At 70.5% G+C, this 19,629-nt stretch carries 20 protein-coding genes; 7 read left to right on the forward strand and 13 right to left on the reverse strand.

Annotation, left to right across the window (positions count from 1 at the left end; genetic code table 11):
* Positions 1–60: 60 nt before the first annotated feature.
* The 12 genes from FZO89_RS10900 to rpsU form a co-directional block, all read right to left on the reverse strand.
* A complete protein-coding gene (locus FZO89_RS10900) occupies positions 61–384 on the reverse strand; it encodes a hypothetical protein (protein ID WP_149103280.1) in 324 nt (107 codons plus the stop codon).
* 70 nt (positions 385–454) lie between these two features.
* Positions 455–946: a hypothetical protein gene (locus FZO89_RS10905; protein WP_149103281.1), complete on the reverse strand. Its 492-nt coding sequence runs from the start codon at positions 944–946 to the stop codon at positions 455–457.
* A gap of 221 nt (positions 947–1,167) precedes the next feature.
* Positions 1,168–3,201, reverse strand: a complete 2,034-nt coding sequence (locus tag FZO89_RS10910) for a S9 family peptidase (protein ID WP_149103282.1) — start codon at positions 3,199–3,201, stop codon at positions 1,168–1,170.
* Between the two features lie 268 nt (positions 3,202–3,469).
* Positions 3,470–3,838, reverse strand: coding sequence for a hypothetical protein (locus FZO89_RS10915; protein ID WP_149103283.1), 369 nt, complete (start codon positions 3,836–3,838; stop codon positions 3,470–3,472).
* Positions 3,839–4,142: 304 nt separating this feature from the next.
* Positions 4,143–5,876 (reverse strand): DNA primase, encoded by a 1,734-nt coding sequence (dnaG, locus tag FZO89_RS10920; RefSeq protein ID WP_149103284.1) that lies wholly within the window; start codon positions 5,874–5,876, stop codon positions 4,143–4,145.
* Between the two features lie 172 nt (positions 5,877–6,048).
* Positions 6,049–6,951 (reverse strand): YihY/virulence factor BrkB family protein, encoded by a 903-nt coding sequence (locus FZO89_RS10925; protein ID WP_425480443.1) that lies wholly within the window; start codon positions 6,949–6,951, stop codon positions 6,049–6,051.
* A gap of 59 nt (positions 6,952–7,010) precedes the next feature.
* The gene (locus FZO89_RS10930) at positions 7,011–8,135 is read right to left on the reverse strand and encodes a serine hydrolase (protein ID WP_149103286.1); all 1,125 of its coding nucleotides are present in this window, start codon (positions 8,133–8,135) and stop codon (positions 7,011–7,013) included.
* Positions 8,132–9,256 (reverse strand): serine hydrolase, encoded by a 1,125-nt coding sequence (locus FZO89_RS10935; RefSeq protein ID WP_149103287.1) that lies wholly within the window; start codon positions 9,254–9,256, stop codon positions 8,132–8,134. Before FZO89_RS10935 ends, FZO89_RS10930 begins: the two co-directional genes overlap by 4 nt.
* A 44-nt stretch (positions 9,257–9,300) precedes the next feature.
* A complete protein-coding gene (locus FZO89_RS10940; protein WP_262378610.1) occupies positions 9,301–10,434 on the reverse strand; it encodes an acyltransferase family protein in 1,134 nt (377 codons plus the stop codon).
* Positions 10,435–10,649: 215 nt separating this feature from the next.
* Positions 10,650–11,147, reverse strand: coding sequence for a GNAT family N-acetyltransferase (locus tag FZO89_RS10945; RefSeq protein WP_149103288.1), 498 nt, complete (start codon positions 11,145–11,147; stop codon positions 10,650–10,652).
* 146 nt (positions 11,148–11,293) lie between these two features.
* Entirely contained in the window at positions 11,294–11,740 is a 447-nt protein-coding gene (locus FZO89_RS10950) for a GatB/YqeY domain-containing protein (RefSeq protein ID WP_149103289.1), read from the reverse strand.
* Positions 11,741–11,906: 166 nt separating this feature from the next.
* Positions 11,907–12,122, reverse strand: a complete 216-nt coding sequence (gene rpsU / locus FZO89_RS10955) for a 30S ribosomal protein S21 (protein ID WP_036170822.1) — start codon at positions 12,120–12,122, stop codon at positions 11,907–11,909.
* A gap of 146 nt (positions 12,123–12,268) precedes the next feature.
* Here rpsU and tsaD point away from each other — a divergent pair, with 146 nt between their 5' ends.
* The 5 genes from tsaD (at position 12,269) to FZO89_RS10980 (ending at position 17,105) form a co-directional block, all read left to right on the forward strand.
* The gene (gene tsaD / locus FZO89_RS10960) at positions 12,269–13,339 is read left to right on the forward strand and encodes a tRNA (adenosine(37)-N6)-threonylcarbamoyltransferase complex transferase subunit TsaD (protein WP_149103290.1); all 1,071 of its coding nucleotides are present in this window, start codon (positions 12,269–12,271) and stop codon (positions 13,337–13,339) included.
* Positions 13,340–13,553: 214 nt separating this feature from the next.
* On the forward strand, positions 13,554–13,922 hold the full coding sequence (folB, locus tag FZO89_RS10965; RefSeq protein ID WP_149103291.1) for a dihydroneopterin aldolase: 369 nt from the start codon (positions 13,554–13,556) through the stop codon (positions 13,920–13,922).
* A complete protein-coding gene (locus FZO89_RS10970; protein ID WP_149103292.1) occupies positions 13,923–15,191 on the forward strand; it encodes a mechanosensitive ion channel family protein in 1,269 nt (422 codons plus the stop codon). It abuts the gene before it with no gap.
* Positions 15,192–15,278: 87 nt separating this feature from the next.
* Positions 15,279–15,764: a 2-amino-4-hydroxy-6-hydroxymethyldihydropteridine diphosphokinase gene (gene folK, locus FZO89_RS10975; protein ID WP_149103293.1), complete on the forward strand. Its 486-nt coding sequence runs from the start codon at positions 15,279–15,281 to the stop codon at positions 15,762–15,764.
* Between the two features lie 510 nt (positions 15,765–16,274).
* The gene (locus FZO89_RS10980) at positions 16,275–17,105 is read left to right on the forward strand and encodes a DUF6159 family protein (protein ID WP_149103294.1); all 831 of its coding nucleotides are present in this window, start codon (positions 16,275–16,277) and stop codon (positions 17,103–17,105) included.
* 135 nt (positions 17,106–17,240) lie between these two features.
* Here FZO89_RS10980 and FZO89_RS10985 read toward each other — a convergent pair whose 3' ends face one another.
* Complete coding sequence (locus FZO89_RS10985) at positions 17,241–17,978, reverse strand: pteridine reductase (protein ID WP_149103295.1); 738 nt, start codon at positions 17,976–17,978, stop codon at positions 17,241–17,243.
* Between the two features lie 53 nt (positions 17,979–18,031).
* On the opposite strand from FZO89_RS10985, the gene FZO89_RS10990 reads away from it, so the two are divergent.
* Together FZO89_RS10990 and FZO89_RS10995 are read left to right on the forward strand one after the other, a co-directional pair.
* Complete coding sequence (locus tag FZO89_RS10990; protein ID WP_149103296.1) at positions 18,032–19,213, forward strand: class I SAM-dependent methyltransferase; 1,182 nt, start codon at positions 18,032–18,034, stop codon at positions 19,211–19,213.
* Complete coding sequence (locus FZO89_RS10995) at positions 19,210–19,626, forward strand: VanZ family protein (protein WP_149103297.1); 417 nt, start codon at positions 19,210–19,212, stop codon at positions 19,624–19,626. Before FZO89_RS10990 ends, FZO89_RS10995 begins: the two co-directional genes overlap by 4 nt.
* Positions 19,627–19,629: the final 3 nt, after the last annotated feature.

Consider the following 19,629-nt stretch of genomic DNA (forward strand, 5'->3'; position numbering starts at 1 on the left):
TCTAACACCTGAGTTGAGCCGACCCGCGAAGCGGGTTCGGCTTGAACGATTTGTTAGGCATCATGGCCGCTTGCCAAAGTACTTCGTGATGTCAAAGTACACGCTGCGCTTCTCTCCAGAGGGGAGCACTACGTCGAAGCGATCGTAGATTTTTCCGCCATTGTTCACCAGCGCCTGTCGCTCGATCTTTGAGTCAGGCAGATTGCGTTCAATCCACCGGTACTCCAGCGGAACGCCCTCCGCGCTGCTTTTGGCATCGATAACTATAGCGGCCTCGGGTGTTTCCCCAGACCGCACTTCCGCGGCGCCGCCGCCATCACCTGCAACACTCGACGTACTTGCAAGAAGCAACAGCGCGGCGATAGCAGCTGGAACAAGTCTCATGAATCCTTCTCCTGATGCCTAACACCTGAGTTAAGCCGACCCGCGAAGCGGGTTCGGCTTGACCGAACTGTTAGGCATCACCAGCCCGTGCGCGGTCAGCGAAAGCGCGAACTGCATGATGGTGCCTAGAGATGAGAACCGCTGCTGCAATGGACACCACAAGAAAGACGATAGCTGCCGTCACCGACATGTGCCAAATGAGTGAGACTACAGAAACGCATAACAGAAGCATGCCTGCTAATGCTAGTAGCACGGCGACCAAAGAGCCCTTAAGGCTATTGAAGTGCTCGTGGGATTCCTTTCCGCAGAACATATACGCCTCGACATATTGCCATGCGGCAATCCATGCAGGAATGGCAAAGATTGCCGCGTACAAAGCAACGATGAGGGGTCGGCTACCGAGGTCTGTTTGAAGGAGCAACAGAATTACGCCGAGTGCAATGCTTGCACCACCGATGGCGGAAGTGCGCATACGCTCAAGTGTCGCTTCAGTCAGACGCTCAGTGACCGAAGTTCGCATGTCTTCTCGGTAGATACTTTCCAGGTCGCGATCGTCTGTCATGTGATGCCTAACACCTGATTAGTCCCCAAGAGCGGGGAATAACACGACTTTGCGTGCTCCGTTTCGCGCCGTCAATCCTTTCCGAATCAGATGCTTGCGAACCGTTTGCTTGTCCACGCAGGGATATCGTGCGAAAACGCGCTGATATCGGATATCTCCGCGGATCTGTCTGATAACACGTCGGCCACGAGGGCCGGGCAGCTCCGGCCGTCGCTCGTCGCTCACTCCGTCAGCAGGTGCCGCTCCCAGAACAGCATCGAAGCGGCGCCGAAGTAGTCGCTGTTGCTCTTCTTGCGGAAGCCGTGGCCTTCGTCGTTGAACATCAGGAACCACACGGGGTTGCCGTTGGCGCGCACGGCGGCGGCGATCTGTTCGGCTTCGGTGTACGGCACGCGCGGGTCGTTCCTGCCCTGGGCGACGAACAGCGGCGCGTCGATGCGCGATGCGTTCTTCAGCGGCGAGATGCGGTCGAACACGGCGCGCATCGCCGGGTCGCGTTCGTCGCCGTACTCGGCGCGGCGCAGGTCGCGGCGGTATTCCTCGGTATTGGTGAGGAAGGTGGTGAAATCGGAGATGCCGACCACATCGATGCCGGCGCGGATGCGGTCGCTGTAGTGCATCAGCGAGGCCAGCACCATGTAGCCGCCGTAGCTGCCGCCCATCACGCCCACGCGCGAGGCGTCGAGTTCGGGCTGCTGCGCGATCCAGTCGAGCAGGGCGCCGATGTCCTTCACCGAGTCCTCGCGCTTCTCCGCATTGTCGAGGGTGAGCCAGGTCTTGCCGTAGCCCGACGACCCGCGCACGTTCGGCACCAGCACCGCCACGCCCAGTTCGTTGACCATGAACTGGATCGAGGGATTGAAGCCGGGCAGCGCCTGCGATTCCGGACCGCCGTGGATGCTCACGACCACCGGCAGCTTTCCACTCGCCGCGGGCGTCGCCGGCCTGTAGTAGAAGGCGGGAATCGTGCGCGGCGCGCCGTCGACCTGGTCGAAGGTGGGGTAGCGGACGAGGGTAGGTGCGACGAAGCGCGCGGTGTCGAGGCCGCCCACTTCGCTCTTCGTCCAGCGTTCGAGCGCGGAGCCCTCGAGATCGATCACGTAGACGTCGCTCGGCGAGGTGGCGGTGTTGAGCGTGACCGCGAGGCGCTTGCCGTCGGGCGAGAATTCCAGCCCGCCGATCAGGCCGACCGGCAGTTCCGGCAGTTCCAGCGGCCGGTGCGAAGGCAGGGCCAGCACGGTGAGGCGGTAGATGCCGTCCTCGTTGGTGACGTAGGCCAGGTGGCGGCCGTCGTCGGACACCTCGAAGCCGTCGACGTCCCACGGCGCGGTGCTCACGCGCACCGGTGCGCCCTGGCCTGGCCGGTGGTGGCGCAGCACCTGGAACTCGCTGGGCGCGCCATCGACCGGTTCGTCGGACACGTAGTAGATGCCTTCGCCATCGGGCGCATAGCGAAAGCCGCCGAACGCGGCCTTGCCGCCATCGATCGGGAACATCTGCAGCGTGCCGCTGGCCACGTCTACCTCGCCGGGGTAGGACTCGTTCGCCGAGACGTACTTCGTCACCAGCAGGCGCTTGCCGTCGGGCGAGAAGTCGAGCGCGCCCCAGGTGCCGCCTTCCTGCAGCAGCACGCGTGACTGGCCGCTGCGGGTATCGCGCAGCCAGATGTCGCGATCGGTGCCGTTGCGCGCGGTACTGCTGTACGCCATCAGGCCGCCGTCGCGGGTGAGCACGGTACCGCCGTTCTGGCTGCGCTTGCCGTCGGTGAGCAGCATCGATTCGCGCGTCTGCGCATCGAACCAGTACAGCTGCGAGAACTCGTCGCCGCCCCTGTCCTTGCCGTAGACGAAACCGTCGCGCCAGGCGCCTGGTGGCGAGACGGTCACGCCGGCCACGGGTTCGGGATAGAAGGTGAGCTGTTCGCGCATGCCCAGCGGCTCGCAGACGCGGTGCACCTGGCTGGTCTCGGCGAACCGGGTGGAGACCAGCAGGCAGCCTTCCTTCGTCCAGCCGCTGACGCTGGCGCCGCGGGTGTTCTGGTAGCGGTTGAGGCTTTCGATCAGTTCCGCGGGGATCTCGGGGAGGTTCTCGGTGACGCGGTTGCCCTGTTCCTTGCGCTCCACGGCGGAAGGGGGTGGGCTGGCGCCGGTCTGCGCCTGAGGGGTGGCGGTCTGGGCGAGCGCGGGCAGGGCAAGCACAGGCAGGGCCAGGCTCAGGCCGAGGGCGAGGGTAGCGAGCGGTGGGCTCAGGCGCATGGGGCGGCTCCCGGAAAAGGATGGGCACAGGCTAGTGCAGATCGCGGGGCGACGCAGGTGCCGCGTCGGGTTCGCGAAGCGGGGGCAGGTTGCTGCGCGGGCGGTGCGCGCGGACACCGGGGGAGCTGTCACGGCGCTCGCGGCTGGACGTCGCTGCCGGGGGCGCCCCTGCAAAGGCGCATGTCCATCGAGCGGACGTGTCCACGGGACCAGCCCCGCGGCAGGGCCGTGGGTGGCGCGCTCCGGTTCCGGAACGACCGCATCCGCTTCAATCGCGCGGCGTGAGCACCATCAGCACGGTGGCGCCTTCGCTGCCGGCCGGCGGCGCCACCAGGGCGGCGGCGACCACGCGGGTACCTTCGGTCCAGGCCCGGCGCGGATAGCCGGTGCCCTGCGCGGAGAGGCCGGAATGCGGCTGCCAGCCTGCGGCCTGCGCCTGCCGGTCGAGCTCGCCGCGCAGCACGGTCCAGTCGCTGCCCGCGGGAACGCGGTAGTACACCGGCGTCCAGCGGTCGTCGCCGAGCGCGCGCAGCGCGGCATGCAGGTCGGCGAAGGCGAGGGCGACGCGATCGGTGCTGGCGCCGTCGATCGCATACGGCGTGGCACCGGCCGGCGGCGAGAGCGGGAGTGTGCCCACCCCCGCACCCGGCGTGCATCCGGCGCCGGCGAGCAGCGCGGCGAGTACGACGGCGGGAAGGAGGCGGACGCGCGCGTGCATCGGTCCTGGCGACGAAGACGGGAACGGCAGCCTAGCGCGTCGCATGTCGAGGCGGCATCGAGGCAGTACGCGACGGCGGGGTACGCGTGGCCCGACACGCGCCTTCGGCGCGCCCGCATCCGCCTTCGGCACCTTCTCCCGCAAGCGGGAGAAGGGAAAGCCGGGCTGTTGCGACTGCGCCCCTCCCTTTCCCGTCTCGCGCTCCGGGCGCAAACCCAGGTCCTCACCGCCGCTGCAACAACTCCCGCAGCTCCGCCTTGTCGGCGTCGTCCAGGCCCTCGCCGCGTTGCTTCTCCTGCAGTTCGTCCACGCGCTGCTGCAGCGTCTGCCGGTCGAGCTGGGCGATGGCGTCGAGGAACTCGGTGCGCCAGGCCGCCTCGTCGCCGGGCATGGACTGGCTGGCGAGCTTCTGCAGCGCGGCGCCTTCCTCGCGGTCGGCGAAGTGTTCGAGCAGCGCGCCGATGGTGATCGCGGGGCGCATGTGCACCAGTGCGATCAGTTCGGTCAGCAGTTCGATACCCGGCTGGCGCAGCGCGACGAAGTGGTAAGGCGGTTGCAGTTCGAGCGCCAGCGCGGGCTGCTGCAGCAGCAGCGCGATCGCGCCGCGTACCACGCTGCGCCTGGGCGGTGCCAGCGGGCGGCTGCCCTGGCGACGGATCGGCGCGGACGGTTCCGGCGCGGCCTGGCGCGCGCCGACGCCGGTGAGCTCGGTCAGCCGCTGCTGCATCAGGTCGCCGAAGGCGCCGTCGGGGATCTGCGCCAGCAGCGGCTTCGCGCGCTCGGCCAGGCGCGCCTTGCCGTCGAGCGTGGACAGCGCGATGCCGTCGGAGAGCGTGTCGAAGAAGAACCGCGACAACGGCGTGGCCTCGCGCAGGCGCGCCTCGAACCCTTCCGCGCCTTCCTTGCGCACGATGCTGTCGGGATCCTCGCCCTCGGGCAGGAACAGGAAGAAGCCCTGGCGCCCGTCGCGCATGCGCGGCAGCACCGATTCCACCGCCTTCCATGCCGCGTTGCGGCCGGCTCGGTCGCCATCGAAACAGAAATACACGTCGGGCGCGTTGCGGAACAGCAGCTCGGCATGGTCGGGCGTGGTCGCGGTGCCGAGCGTGGCCACGGCCACGGTCACGCCGTGTTCGAACAGTGCGACCACGTCCATGTAGCCCTCGACCACCACCAGGCGCTCGATCCTCGGATTCGCCTGCCGTACCTGCCACAGGCCGTACAGTTCGCGGCCCTTGTGGAACAGCGCGGTCTCGGGCGAGTTGAGGTATTTCGGGCCGGCGTCGCGGCCGTCTGCAGGCGCGGCCAGCACGCGCCCGCCGAAAGCGATCACGCGGCCCCGGCGGTCGTGGATCGGGAACATCACCCGGTCGCGGAACTTGTCGTAGACGTGGCCGCGGTCGTTCTTCGAGAACAGGCCGGCACGCTCGAGCAGGTTCATCCGGCGCGCGTCGGTGCCGAGCGCGTCCTTCAGCGCGGAGAAGCCGTCCGGCGCGTAACCGATCGCGAACTGCGCGCGTACCGCCTCGCCGACGCCGCGCTGGTCGAGGTAGGCGCGCGCCCGTTCGCTGGTGGCGAGCTGGCGCTGGAAGAACGTCGCGGCCGCATCGAGCGCCTTGAAGATGTCCAGCGTGTCGGGATTGGCGTTGCGCTGCTGGGTGTCGCGTGGCACTTCCATGCCCGCGCGCCGGGCCAGTTCGTCGACCGCGTCGAGGAACTCGAGCCGGTCGTAGTTCATCAGGAACGAGATCGCGGTGCCGTGCGCGCCGCAGCCGAAGCAGTGGTAGAACTGCTTGGTCGGCGAGACGGTGAACGAGGGCGAGCGCTCGTCGTGGAACGGGCAGCGTGCCGAGTACTCCTTGCCCTGGCGCTTGAGCGGCACCCGTGGCTGGATCACCTCGACGATGTCGGTGCGGGCGAGCAGCTCGTCGATGAAGGCGTCGGGAATGCGGGCCATGCTCAACGCTCCCGCGGGCCGCGCGCCGCCGCACCGCGCGTGCGCGCGGGCATCGCGCCGCCCGGGGCGGCGCCGCGGGGGCGGGCGGTTGCGTCTGGAATCCGGGACACCGCGCCATGATCGCATCCCGACGCCGGGCACGGCGCCGGACCCGGCCTGACGGGCCTGCGGGTCAGCCGGGGTCCGGCCGTTCCGCCGCCCGGGCGGCGGCCCGTGCCTCGCGCGCCCGCCGCGACACCCGCTCGTCGATCAGGGCGGTGATCAGCGCGCCGGTGAAGAACACCATCGCCGCGTAGTACATCCACACCAGCAGGATCACCAGCGTGCCCATCGACCCGTAGGCGCTGCCGGGCGCGGCCCGGGCGATGTACAGCCCGATCGCCCAGCGCCCGAGCACGAACAGCAGCGACGTGATCACCCCGCCCAGCAGCGCCTGGCGCCAGCGCACGCGGCGGTCGGGCAGGTAGTGGTACATCAGGGCGAAGGCCAGCGAGTAGATGCCCAGCGCGGCCAGGTTGCCGAGCACCGGCAGCGTCGGCGAGCCGGCGAACAGCACCTCGAGCGCGGTGGTCAGCGCCGCCGACACGACCAGCAGGAACCCCAGCGCGAACACCACTCCGAACGAGAACACGCGCTTGCGCAGCCAGGCCTTGAATCCGCCCAGGCGCCGGGCATCGGTGAGGAACACCACGTTGAGCGTGTTCTGCAGCCGCGCGAACACCGCGGTGGCGCCGACGAACAGCAGCAACGTGCTCCACAGGCCGGCCAGCGAGCCCACGTCGGGCTGGTCCTCGGCATTGCGCAACACCGTGGCCGCGACCTCCTGCGCGCCGCGCCCGGCCAGCACGCCCAGCTGCTCCATCAGCTCGGCCTGCGCCGACGGGTACAGCGAGGCGGTCAGCCACAGCAGCAGCACCAGCAGCGGCGCGAGCGAGAGCAGTGCGAAGAACGACAGCGACGCGGCGTGGGTGAGCAGGTCGATCTCGATGAAGCGCTGCACCAGCTGCGCCGGCAGCGTCCGTTGCAGGCGGTCCAGGCGCGCGCGGAGCGTGGGAGACAGTCGCATGGCGGACATCATCGCCGTCGCGGCGTGGCGGGCGCGTCAGCGCCATAGCCGGAGCAGGCCGCGGGGGATCACGGAGCCGGTACCGTGGCCAGCACCGTCCCGTCGAGCGCGCGTCCGAGCGCCTGGAAGGCCCGCTCGGCCTGCGCCAGGTCCCCGAACCGTTCCGCGCAGGCCACCACCACGGTCGCGCCGTCGGCGCCGAGACCGGGTTCGAGGATGCCGACGTTGCAGGCGCGGCCGAGCTGGGTACCGGTCTTCTGCGCGAAATCCGTGCCCGCGGGCAGGCCGGCCGCGATGCGGCGGTCGCCGGTGCTGATCGCGCGCATGTGGCCGAGCAGCCGCGCGCGGCCCGCGTCCGAGAGCAGCTCGCCGGCGGCCACGCGCTGCAGCAGCCGCGCGAATGCGGGCAGGGTCGCGGCGTTGGCGCCGGTGGCGTAATAGTCCTCGAACACGTCCTGCAGCGATTTGGCGGGCAGTGCGTCGCGCGCCACGCCCAGGGTGCGCGCCAGCGCCTGCAGCCGCGGCTCGCCGGCCGCGGCGTTGCGCAGGGCGACGATCTGCAGGTTGTCGAGTCCGGCCACCCCCGGGTGCAGCGCGCCGTAGGCGTCGTAGCGGACCTGCAGGATCGTGGTGACCGGGCCGAAGCCTGCCCCCACCCAGTCGGCCAGGCGGGCGTCGAGATGGCCCTCGCCCAGGCGCCGGATGAGCATGTCGGTGGCGGTGCTGTCGCTGTCGCGCAGCGACTTCTGCAGCAGCGTGGCGATGGTGAAGCGCGTGCCGGGGGCCTGACCGAGCATGTCGCCGGCGCCGTCGACGAAATCGCCGCGTTGCAGTTCGATCTCCTCGTCCAGGTCGATACGTCCGGCGTCGACCTCTTCCAGGATCGCGATCGCCACCGGCACCTTGACCGTCGACGAGAGATACCAGCGGCGCCCGTCGCCGCGGTCGAGGGTGCCGGCCTGGTCGCCGAAGCGGGCCACGTACACCCCGAAATCGCCGGGCATCGCCTGGTCGATCGCCTCCACCGCCTCGTCCAGCGGCGCCACCCACGCCGGGTCCGCCCGTTGCGCGTCGACCTGGCGCTCGACCGGTCCGCGCGGCTCGTCGCGGCACCCGGCCAGCAGTGCCAGCAGGAGTACCGGGAACCATGGCGCCGGCCGCGGGCGCGTGCGAAGCGTCGAAGCGGGGTTCATGTGGGATCGGGCGGCGACACCGTCGGACGCGGCGGGACGTCCATGAATATCCCGGAAGCGGTGACGGCCGCGCCGACATCGCGCAGCGCGCGTTCGGCGGCCGCGGTGCCGGTGCCGCGCGCGCAGGCGGCGATCACCACGCGCGCGGGCGCGGAGCCGGCGCGCGGCGGCGGCACGGTGGCGATGCCGAGGTCGCAGCTGCGCCGGTGCTGGGTGCCGGTCTTGTGCTCGAAACGCGTGCCCGGCGGCAGTCCGGCGCGGATCCGGCGCTTGCCGGTCTGCACCCGCGCCATCAGGTCGAGCAGGTAGGCGGTCTCGCGTGCCGGCAATGCGTGTCCCTCGGCGAGCGCGGCGAGCATGCGGCCGAAGTCGACCAGGCTGGCGCTGTTGACGTGGGTGGCGTAGTAGGCCTCGAACGCGCTGTCGAGGTCCCCCACGCGCAAGGCCTCCGGCGGTACCTGCAGCAGTTGCACCAGCTTGCGCACGCGCGCCTGGCCGGCACCGCTGCGCTTGAGCGCCAGCAGGTCGGCCGAGCGCAGCCCGGCCGCGTCCGGATGCAGTTCGCCGTAGGCCAGGCGGCGCACGTCGGCCAGGGTGGTGATGCGCACGCCGGCGGTATCGGTGAGTTCGGCGGCGACCGCGTTGACCGCATCGATGCCCACGCTGCGGATCAGCACGTCGCTGGCGGTGTTGTCGCTGTGCACGATCATCTGCTCGAGCAGCCAGGACACACGCAGCCGGCTGCCGGCGCGGACGCTGTTGGTGGCGCCGGCGCCGTCGACGAAGTCGTCCTCGCGCAACGTGATCCGCGCGTCCAGCGCCAGTTCGCCGCGTGCCACGGCGCGCAGGACCGCGATCGCCACCGGCACCTTGATGCCCGAGGCGAGGTACCAGGGCTCCTCGGCGAGGTAGGAGAACGACTCGTCGCGCTCCAGGTGGCGCACGTACACGCCGAGGTCGCCCGGGTAGCGCGCATCGGCCGCGGCCAGCCGTCGCTGCAGCTCCTGCGTCCATGCCGGGACCTGCAGGCGTTCGTCGGCGCCGCCCGCAGCCGCGCCCGCGACGCCGGAAACGGCGAGCAGGAGGGCGAGGCAGGCGGCGAGGGCGGTCGGGCGCTCCATCGTCGCCGGAGTCTGGCGTGATGGCGCGCGACGTGCGCTGAACATCAGTCCGCGGGGGCCGCCCGTGCGGCGCGCGGACGGTCCAGCGCGCGCTTCATCGCCTGCCACAGCCGGATCCACAGCGCAGCGAGCGCGATCAGCCCGATCGACCACCACAACGCGCGTTCGTACGGCACGGCCTGGTACAGGCCCAGCGTGTTGCGCAGCACGATGAAGATCACGCCGATATGCACGATGAACGCCATCAGCGCATCGCTGCCCACGATCGCGACCGGCCGCAGCACGCGCGCGAGCAGGTTGCCGCCGGCGATGCACAGCGCCAGCAGTACGAGCGCGCCGCCGACGCTGAACAACGAGAAATCCAGCCCCGGGGGATGCTTGCCGTCGTTGCGGCCGATCGCCACCAGCGAGGCCTGCAGGTCGTCCACGCGCAGCGCGAACCAGGCCAGCAGCACCAGACCCGCGCACGCGATGCCCGCGGAGAGCAGCAGCCGTCGACCGGTGGTGTCGTTCCAGCGCAGCAGCAGCCCGCCGGCGAGCAGGCCGGCCAGCACCAGCGGCAGGCGCGAAAGCTGGCCCCATGTGTAGTACTCGGGATGTTCGACGAAGACCGCCTGCAATTGCGGCACGCCGCCGAAGCCGGCGTGCTCCAGCAGCCACCACGACAGCCAGACCACCGGCAGCGGACTCAGCCAGCGAAGCCAGGCCGGCGCCTTCGCCCACAGCGGCAGCAGCCACGGGATCCACAGCAGGGCGATGGCGTAGAAGCCCAGGATCTCGACGAACGAGGGGAACTGGCGATACAGCAGCGCGTCGGTGATTTCCCCGCGGCTGCGGTCCCACAGCTCCACCACCGTCAGCACCTTGTACCAGAACAGCACCAGCAGCCCGCGCCAAAGCAGGCGGTTGCGCCGCCGCGGCCAGTCGGGCGACCCCGTCTTCGGCACGAACGCCACCGCCAGCGCGACCCCGAACACGATGAAGAACAGCGACGAGGAGAACTTGGTCAGCGCGTGCACCGGCACCTGGCCCCAGTCCGGGAAGTCGCTGTAGGGCATCAGCGCGTTGGTGCCGTGGGCGATGATCATCAGGCACACGGCGAAGCCGCGGGCGAGGTCGACTGCGTCGATCCGTCCGCCGTGCCGGGGATTGCCGTTGTCGGGTTCCGCCGGACTCACTGCGCCGGTGCCGGCGCGTGGGCCGGTGTCGTCGTGTCCGCCCGCCCGCTCGCGCCGCCGCGCGCATCGACGGACACCATCGACGCGGTCGGCGCGCGGACCGGAAGCGGGCGCCGCGGATCACGGCCGGACGGGCGGCGCATTGGCAGGAGCCTCCTCTCGCAGGAAGCGGCATTGCAACAAGCGCGCCGTGATGGCGCGGTCAGCGCGCGGCGTCAGCCCGGTGTCGCGGCGAGCCGCCGCAACGCGTCGCCGTCGACGCGCTGCACGGTCCATCCGTCCATGCCGATCGCGCCGAGGCCGCGGTAGAAGCCGATCGCCGGCGCGTTCCAGTCCAGCACCGACCATTCGAAGCGGCCGCAGCCGCGCGCCAGTGCGAGCTGCGCCAGGTGCACCATCAGCCGCCTGCCGATGCCGTGCCCACGGAAGCGCGGCTGCACGAACAGGTCCTCGAGGTAGAGGCCGGGCCGGGCGAGGAAGGTGGAATAGTTGTGGAAGAACAGGGCGAAGCCGGCGGCCTCGCCATCGGTCTCGGCGATCACAACTTCGGCGCAGGGCCGCTCGCCGAACAGGGTCGCGGCGAGTGCGGGTTCGTCGGCCTCGACCTGGTGGGCGAGCTTCTCGTACTCGGCCAGCGCGCGGATCAGCGCGAGCAGGGTCGGCACGTCGTCGCGGCGCGCCGGCCGCAGGACGATGTCGGGAGGAGTGTTCATGCCGCGATTGTCCGCGCAAAACCGCGTCCGCATCCACTACCCGCCGGCACGACCGGCCCGGTCCGGAATCCCGGCGCGGCCGGTGCATGGCGCGCCGGCGCCATCCCGCGCCATCCCGCGGCGGCCCGGGCGATCGCGACCGCCGCTCAGCCGGCGAGCTTCCTCTTCACCAGCGCCGAGACTTGGCCCATGTCGGCCTGGCCCGCCAGCTTCGGCTTGAGCACGCCCATCAGCCTGCCCATGTCGGCCGGGCCGCTGGCGCCGGTATCGGCGATGGTGGCGTCGATCGCCGCGAGGATCGCCGCCTCGTCCAGCTTCGCCGGCAGGTAGGCCTCGATCACCACGATCTCGGCGCGCTCGATCGAGGCCAGGTCCTCGCGGCTGGCCGCTTCGTACTGGCTCACCGAATCCCGGCGCTGCTTGACCATCTTCTCCAGCACCGCCAGCACCGCCGCATCGTCGAGCTCGACCCGTTCGTCGACCTCGCGCTGCTTGATCGCCGCATTGATCAGGCGGATCACGCCGAGGCGCTCCTTCTGCCCGCCCTTCATCGCGGCCTTCATGTCTTCGGTGAGTTGCTGTTTCAGGGTCATGGCGATCGGGTCCGGTGGATTGGGGCGGGAGGCACGGTGGCGGGGGGTGGGGAAACGGGGCCGCATCGGGCGCGGCCATTGCCACTACCGGTTCGCGTGGTGCCAGAAACACAAAAAGCCGGCAGCGCTCGCGCGCGGCCGGCTTCGGATGCGGCGTCGCCCGGGATCAGTACAGGCGCTGGCGCTTGGTGACGTCGCGCGAGGTGCGGCGGGCCTGGCGCTTCACGGCGGCCGCGGCCTTGCGCTTGCGCTCCTGGGTCGGCTTCTCGTAGAACTCGCGCTTGCGGGTCTCGGCGAGCACGCCGGCCTTCTCGCAGGTGCGCTTGAAGCGGCGCAGGGCAAACTCGAACGGCTCGTTTTCGCGGACTTTGACGCTGGGCATAGGAATCTCGGGTTTCTTGGGACGTCCGGCCCGCGGGCCGGCCTGTGCGAAGGACTCGCACCCGCCCGGCGGCGCTGCAGCCTGGGCGAGCCGCGTATGATAACTGCCCGCCTTGCAACGGCGCAACCGGCGCCCATCTGTCCCGCATGAAGGTCCTGGGCATCGAATCGAGCTGCGACGAGACCGGCGTGGCCGTCTACGACACGGCCCTGCTCGGCGCCGCCGGCCTGCGCGCCCACGCGGTCTACAGCCAGGTCGCCCTGCACGCCGAATACGGCGGGGTGGTGCCGGAGCTGGCCAGCCGCGACCACGTACGCAAGCTGCTGCCGCTGGTGCGCCAGACCCTGGCCGAGGCCGGGCTCGGGGTCGACGACATCGACGGGGTGGCCTACACCGCCGGCCCGGGGCTGGTCGGCGCCCTGCTGGTGGGCGCCGGGGTGGCGCGGTCGCTGGCCTGGGCGCTGGACGTGCCGGCGGTCGGCGTGCACCACATGGAAGGCCACCTGCTCGCGCCGCTGATGGAGGATCCGGACCCGGTCCACGGCGCCCCCGAGCCGCCGTTCGTCGCCCTGCTGGTGTCGGGCGGGCACACCCAGCTGATCGCCGTGGACGCCATCGGCCGTTACCGGCTGCTGGGCGAAACCCTTGACGACGCGGCCGGCGAGGCCTTCGACAAGACCGCCAAGCTGATGGGCCTGCCCTATCCGGGCGGCCCGCAGCTCGCCGCGCTGGCCGAACGGGGCACCCCGGGCGCCTACCGCTTCTCGCGGCCGATGACCGACCGCCCCGGGCTGGATTTCAGCTTCAGCGGGCTCAAGACCCAGGTGCTGCTGGCGTGGCGCCAGTCAGACCAGACCGACCGGACCCGCGCCGACATCGCCCGCGGTTTCGAGGATGCGGTGGTCGACACCCTCGCGATCAAGTGCGAACGCGCGCTGGATACGGCCGGCAGCGACGTGATCGTGGTCTCGGGCGGCGTCGGCGCCAACCGCCGGTTGCGTGCGCGCTTGCAGGACATGGCCGCGAAGCGCGGTGGCCGCGCCTGCTTCCCGCGCCCGGCGCTGTGCACCGACAACGGCGCGATGATCGCCTTCGCCGGCGCGCTGCGGCTGCAGGCCGGCCAGCACGACGACGCGGCGGTGCATGTGACGCCGCGCTGGGACATGGCCTCGCTGCCGCCGGTGGCGGCAGCGGCGGGATTGGGGATTGGGGATTAGGGATTCGCAGATGCGCACGCGCCTTGCCCGCATCAGGCGTGCCTCAGACTTGTCATCCCGAGCGCAGCGAGGGATCTTGCCTCGGATGCAACGCGCATCAGATCCCTCGCTGCGCTCGGGATGACAGTTTTCCCCACGACGTCAACGCCAAAACCCCCAGTCCCCAACTCCCGATTCCGAATCCCCAGTCCCCAATCACGAATCCCGGCTTCCCATGGACAAAGTCTTCATCGAAGGCCTCGAGATCGAGGCGCTGATCGGCATCTACGACTGGGAACGGCGGATCCGGCAGACCCTGGTGTTCGACCTGGAGATGGGCTTCGACAACCGCGTGCCGGCGGCCACCGATTCGATCGCCGACACCCTCAACTACAAGGCCGTGAGCAAGCGCCTGATCGAGTACGTGGCGCAGTCCGACTTCGGCCTGGTGGAAACGCTGGCGGAGCGCTGCGCCGGGATCGTGATGAACGAGTTCAAGCTCGACTGGTTACGATTGAAGCTGAGCAAGCCGGGTGCGGTGCGCGGTGCGCGCGCGGTCGGCGTGGTCATCGAACGTGTACGCACGCAGGACGGGAACGGGTAATTGCAGGCACATCTGGAGACTCTTCGCACGGCCCTCGCGCCGTACCCCTGGGCCTACACCGTAGTGGTGATCGCCGCGCTGCTGCTGGCGGCGTGGCTGGCGAACTGGCTGACCAAGCGCGTGCTGCTGCGCGGCATCCAGCGCGGCCTGCGGGCGACGGCGCTGGGCGGCGCGCAGCACGACCGCGAGGTGCAGTTGCGGGTGATCCCGCGGCTGGCCAACGTGGTGCCGGCGCTGGTGATCGCGGGCGGCGTGGCCGTGGTGCCGGACCTGCCGCCGCAGGTGGTGGCGGTGGTGCGGGCGCTGTGCCAGGCCTTCATCGTGCTGACGGTGGCGCTGTCGGTCTCGCGCGCGCTGGACCTGCTGAACCAGTCCTACGAGCGCCGCCCGGACGCGCGCAACAAGCCGATCAAGGGCTACCTGCAGGTGGCCAAGATCGTGATGTTCGCGCTGGTGGGGATTTCCATCGTCGCCACCCTGATCGGTGCGCAGTTCCTGCATATCCTCACCGGCCTGGGCGCGGCCACCGCGGTGCTGATGCTGATCTTCCAGGACACGATCCTGTCGCTGGTGGCGAGCGTGCAGATCAGCAACGACGGCCGCGTGCGCATCGGCGACTGGATCGAGATGCCGAGCCAGAACGCCGATGGCGACGTGATCGACATCGCTCTGCACACGGTGACGGTGCAGAACTGGGACAAGACCATCACCACGGTCCCGACCAAGAAGCTGATCAGCGACTCGTTCAAGAACTGGCGCGGCATGACCGAGGCCGGCGGGCGCCGGATCAAGCGCGCGCTGTACCTGGACCAGCACTCGGTGCGCTTCCTGGACGATGACGAGCTCGCGCGCCTGCGCCGCTTCGCGCTGATCGAGGGTTACCTCGACGCCAAGGCCGGCGAACTGCGCGAGTGGAACGCGACCCTGGCCGAGCGGGGCACCGAAGCGGTGAACCGGCGGCGGGTCACCAACCTCGGCACCTTCCGCGCCTATGTCGAGCGCTACCTGCGCAGCCATCCTGGTGTCCACCAGCAGCTGACCCTGCTGGTGCGGCAGCTGCAGCCGACCGCCGAAGGCCTGCCACTGGAGATCTACTGCTTCACCAGCGACACCGCCTGGTCGGCCCACGAAGCCATCCAGTCCGACATCTTCGACCACCTGCTGGCGATCCTGCCCGAGTTCGGGCTGCGCGTGTTCCAGGCGATGGGCGACGCGCCGCTGGACGTCAGGCTGCGCCGCGCCGAACCTGCATCGCCCGGCGCCGACTGAGCCACGCCACGGCGGACGTGCGTTGACGGACGTGCGTTCCGGTACCGCCGCCGATGCGCGATCATGGGCATCCTCCCGGAGCGCGCCATGCCCATCGCCCACCTCAGCCTCGGCAGCAACCTCGATCCCGAGCGCCACCTGCGTGCGGCGATCGCGGCATTGCGCGAGCGCTTCGAGGAGGTGCGCGTGTCGCCCGTCTACCGGTTCCCGGCGGTGGGCTACAACGGGCCGGACTTCCTCAATGCCGCGGCCTCGTTGCGCACCGACCTGTCGCCCGCGACGCTCAACGCCTGGCTGCATGCGCTGGAGGACGCGCACGGGCGCGACCGCAGCGGACCGCGCTACAGCGACCGTACGCTCGACATCGATATCGTGCTCTACGACGAGCTGGTCGCCGAGGGCGAGGGCAACCTGCGCATCCCGCGCGACGAGCTGCGCCACGCCTTCGTGCTCAAGCCGCTGGCGGAGATCGCGCCGGACGCCCGCCACCCGGCGTCCGGCGAACGCATCGCCGCGTTGTGGGCGGCGCATCCCGACCACGGCGCGGCCTTCGAGCGGGTGGCGCTGGACTGAACCGGCAGGCACCGGGCCGGCGCCGGCGCCAACGCCAGCGCCAGCGCCGGTCGGAAGTCGCCCCACCGCTGTGGTCCCGAACGAAGCGGGGGATCTGCAGGCGGGCCGGACACCGTCGGCGCGTTACCCGGACCTGTCATCCCGAGCGCAGCGAGGGATCTTGCCTCCGATGCGACGCGGATCGGATCGCTCACTGCGCTCGTGATGACAACTTCAACTCGACGCTCTGCCCGGCGACGGTCTTCCCCACGACTTCAACTTCGAGCGTCGCCGCGCAAGCAGGAACATCCGCTGTCGCCGCCCGCCCGGATGTCTCCCCTCGGTCGACATGACAGGCGCAGCGATGTCGTTTCCGCAGTCGCCCGAGCTCCTGCCCAGAGGTTCGCACCGGGGCGCACTGCGTGCCGCTGTCACATCCGCCGCCCCGCCGGGGTCGAGTGGGTGACATCCGTCAATTGCCGGCGCCGGGGCGCCCGGGCACGATGGCGGACATTCCACGGAGGCGACACCATGTTCGACAAGTTCTCGCGCAGTTGGGACCTGGTCAAGGCCAGCGCTTCGGTGCTGCGCTCGGACAAGGAGCTGATGCTGTTCCCGGTGATCTCGGGGGCCGTCACCCTGGTGGTGCTGGCGACGTTCCTGCTGCCGATGTTCGCGTTGCGCATCTTCGCCGACGGCATCGGCATCGGCGGCGCCGTGTTCGGCTTCCTGTTCTACTTCGTGCAGTACAGCGTGATGATCTTCTTCAACTGCGCGCTGGTGGGCGCGGCGATGATCCGCCTCGAGGGCGGCGATCCCACCCTGGCCGACGGCTTCAGGGCCGCGCGCGCGCGGATCCAGTCGATCCTGGGCTACGCCGCGATCGCGGCCACAGTCGGCGTGCTGCTGCAGGGTCTGAAGCAGAAGGACAACTTCCTGGTGCGCATGATGGGCAGCGTGCTCGGCGCGGCCTGGACCCTGGCCACCTTCCTGGTGGTGCCGGTGCTGGTGTCGCGCGACATCGGCCCGATCGACGCGTTGAAGCAGAGCGTGTCGCTGCTCAAGCGCACCTGGGGCGAGAACGCGGTGGGGCAGGTCGGCATCGGCGCGGCGTTCGGGCTGATCACGACCGCGGTGGCGATCGTCGGCTTCGGCCTGGCCCTCCTCGCGGCCCAGGTCTCGTTCGCGCTGGCGGTCGTGGTGGGTGCGGTGGCGCTGCTGGCGGTGCTGCTGGTCGGCGTCTACCAGGCCGCGCTCAGCGGCATCTACTCGGCGGCGCTGTACCGCTACGCGGTCTCGCACGAGACGCCGGACGCCTTCCGCGGCACCGACCTGGAGCATGCGTTCCTGCCGAAGGCCTGATCCGCGCCGGCCCTCGCCCCCTGCCCCTCTCCCGCGCGCGGGAGAGGGTTCCACTGCCCTTCTCCCGCTTGCGGGCCTACGTGCCCACCGGGGTAGAAGGTGGCCCGAAGAGCCGGATGAGGGCGCCCCCGGGTGCTACAGCGGCGTGCGACCGCCGTCGACGGCGACCACCGAGCCGGTGGTGTAGCCGGCGTCGCGCAGCAGCCACAGCGCGGTGGCCGCGATCTCGTCGACCTGGCCGGTGCGCGCCAGTGCCGTGTGCGACAGGATCCTGTCCTGAAGCGCCGGGTCGGACGCGTCCTCCGGCCACAGGATCGCGCCCGGAGCGATCGCGTTGACCCGCACCGCCGGCGCCAACGCCACCGCCAGCGCGCGCGTCATCGCCTCCAGTGCGCCCTTGCTGGTGGCATAGGCGGCCAGGTCGGCGCGCGGCTGCCGGGCGTAGACGTCGCTGAGGTTGAGGATCGCGCCGCGCGCGGCCGCCAGGTGCGGCGCCGCGGCCTGCGACAGGAAGAACGGTGCGCGCACGTTGGCGGCGAACAGCGTGTCCCACTGCACGGGCGTCACGCTGCCCAGCGGGGTCGGGAAGAACGTGGCGGCATTGTTGACCAGGGCGTCGAGTCGGCCGAAGCGGCCGACCACCTGCGCGACCAGTTCCGGCAGCCGGTCGAACTGCGCCAGGTCGGCCTGCAGCACGAGGGTGCTGCCCTCGCGCGTGGCCTCGAATTCCGCGGCCAGCGCGTCGGATTCGGCGCGCGAGTCCCGGCAGTGCAGGGCGACCGCATAGCCGGCCTCGTGCAGCCGCCGCGCGATCGCCGCACCGAGGCGGCGCGCGGCGCCGGTGACCAGGGCGACGCGGGGCGGGGCTGGCATGGCGTCCTCCGGAATGCCGTTATCCTGTGCATTGTCGCCGCTGCCGCCGCCCGATGCCCGATTCCCCGCTTTCCGACGAGGCGCTTGCACACAGCGCACGCCTGCAGTCGCTGATCCGCGAGCAGATCGCGGCCGCCGGCGGGGCGATCCCGTTCTGGCGCTTCATGGAACTCGCCCTGTACGCGCCGGGCCTGGGCTACTACAGCGCCGGCGCGACGAAGTTCGGCGAAGCCGGCGATTTCGTCACCGCGCCCGAGCTCGGGCCGCTGTTCGCCGGGTGCGTTGCGCAGGCGCTGGCACCGGTCCTCCGCCAGCTCGGCGGGGATGCGCGCCTGCTCGAGATCGGTGCCGGCAGCGGGCGATTCGCCGAACACGCGATCGCACGACTGCTGGAACTCGACGCGCTGCCGGCGCGCTACGCGATCCTCGAACCCAGCGCGGACCTGCGCGAGCGCCAGCGAGAACACCTGTCGCGCTCGCTGGCGCCGCGGTTGTTCGACCGGGTCGAATGGCTGGACGGACCGATGCCGGACGACTGGAACGGCGTGCTGTTCGCCAACGAGGTGATCGACGCGCTGCCGACGCCGCGGTTCGCGATCCGCGGCGGCGACGTGTGCGAAGAGCATGTCGCGCTCGACGACGACGGCGGCTTCGTTCGCTGCGAACGGCCGGCGGATGCGTTGCTGGCCGCGGCGGTGCGCCATGTCGAACGCCGGCTCGACGCGCCGTTCGCCGAAGGCTACCGCTCGGAGCTGCTGCCGCAGCTGCCGTACTGGCTGCAGGCGGTCGCGGGCGGGCTGAAATCGGGCGCGATGCTGTTCGTCGACTACGGCCACCCGCGCCGCGAGTACTACGATCCACGCCGCGGCGACGGCACGCTGCGGGCGTTCCATCGCCATCGCGTGGTGGACGACGTGCTCGCACGCGTCGGCCTGCAGGACATCACCGCCTCGGTGGATTTCACCGCGCTGGCGGAAGCCGGCACCGGCGCCGGCTTCGATTTCGCCGGCTACTGCACCCAGGCCAGCTTCCTGATCGGCAACGGACTGGAGCAGTGCCTGGCCGCGCACGAGGCGCGCGCCGCCGACGAAGCCGCGCGCTACGCGCTGCGTCAGCAGGCCAAGGCCCTGACCCTGCCGGGCGGAATGGGCGAGCGCTTCCAGGCCATCGGGTTCGCGCGCGGGGTCGACTTCGATGCGGCCTTCCTGTTCGGCGACCTGGGCTTCCGCCTGTGAACGGCCGGCGCTTCGGCCGTTCGCTCAAGCCGCTGCGGCATCCGCGCGCCTGGTGCGCGCTGTGGTGCCTGGCGATCGCGGTCGTGGTGGTGGCCTCGCTGATGCCGCCGCCACCGATGCCGGACTTCGACCACAGCGACAAGTGGTCGCATTTCCTCGGCTATTTCGTGCTGGCCGCGTGCGCGGTGCAGCTGTTCCGCAACTGGACCGCGCTGCTCGGCGCCGGGCTGGGGCTGGTGCTGCTCGGGATCGGCATCGAGCATGCGCAGGGCGCGCTCTCCACCGGACGCATGTTCGACATGCGCGACGCGCTGGCGAACACGCTCGGCGTCATCGCCGGCCTCGGCATCCGGCTCACGCCGCTGCGCGACCTGCTGCTGAGGATCGACGGACGACGCGAACGCGGGGACTGATCC

The sequence above is a fragment of the Luteimonas viscosa genome, from assembly GCF_008244685.1.
GTDB classification, from domain to species: domain Bacteria; phylum Pseudomonadota; class Gammaproteobacteria; order Xanthomonadales; family Xanthomonadaceae; genus Luteimonas; species Luteimonas viscosa.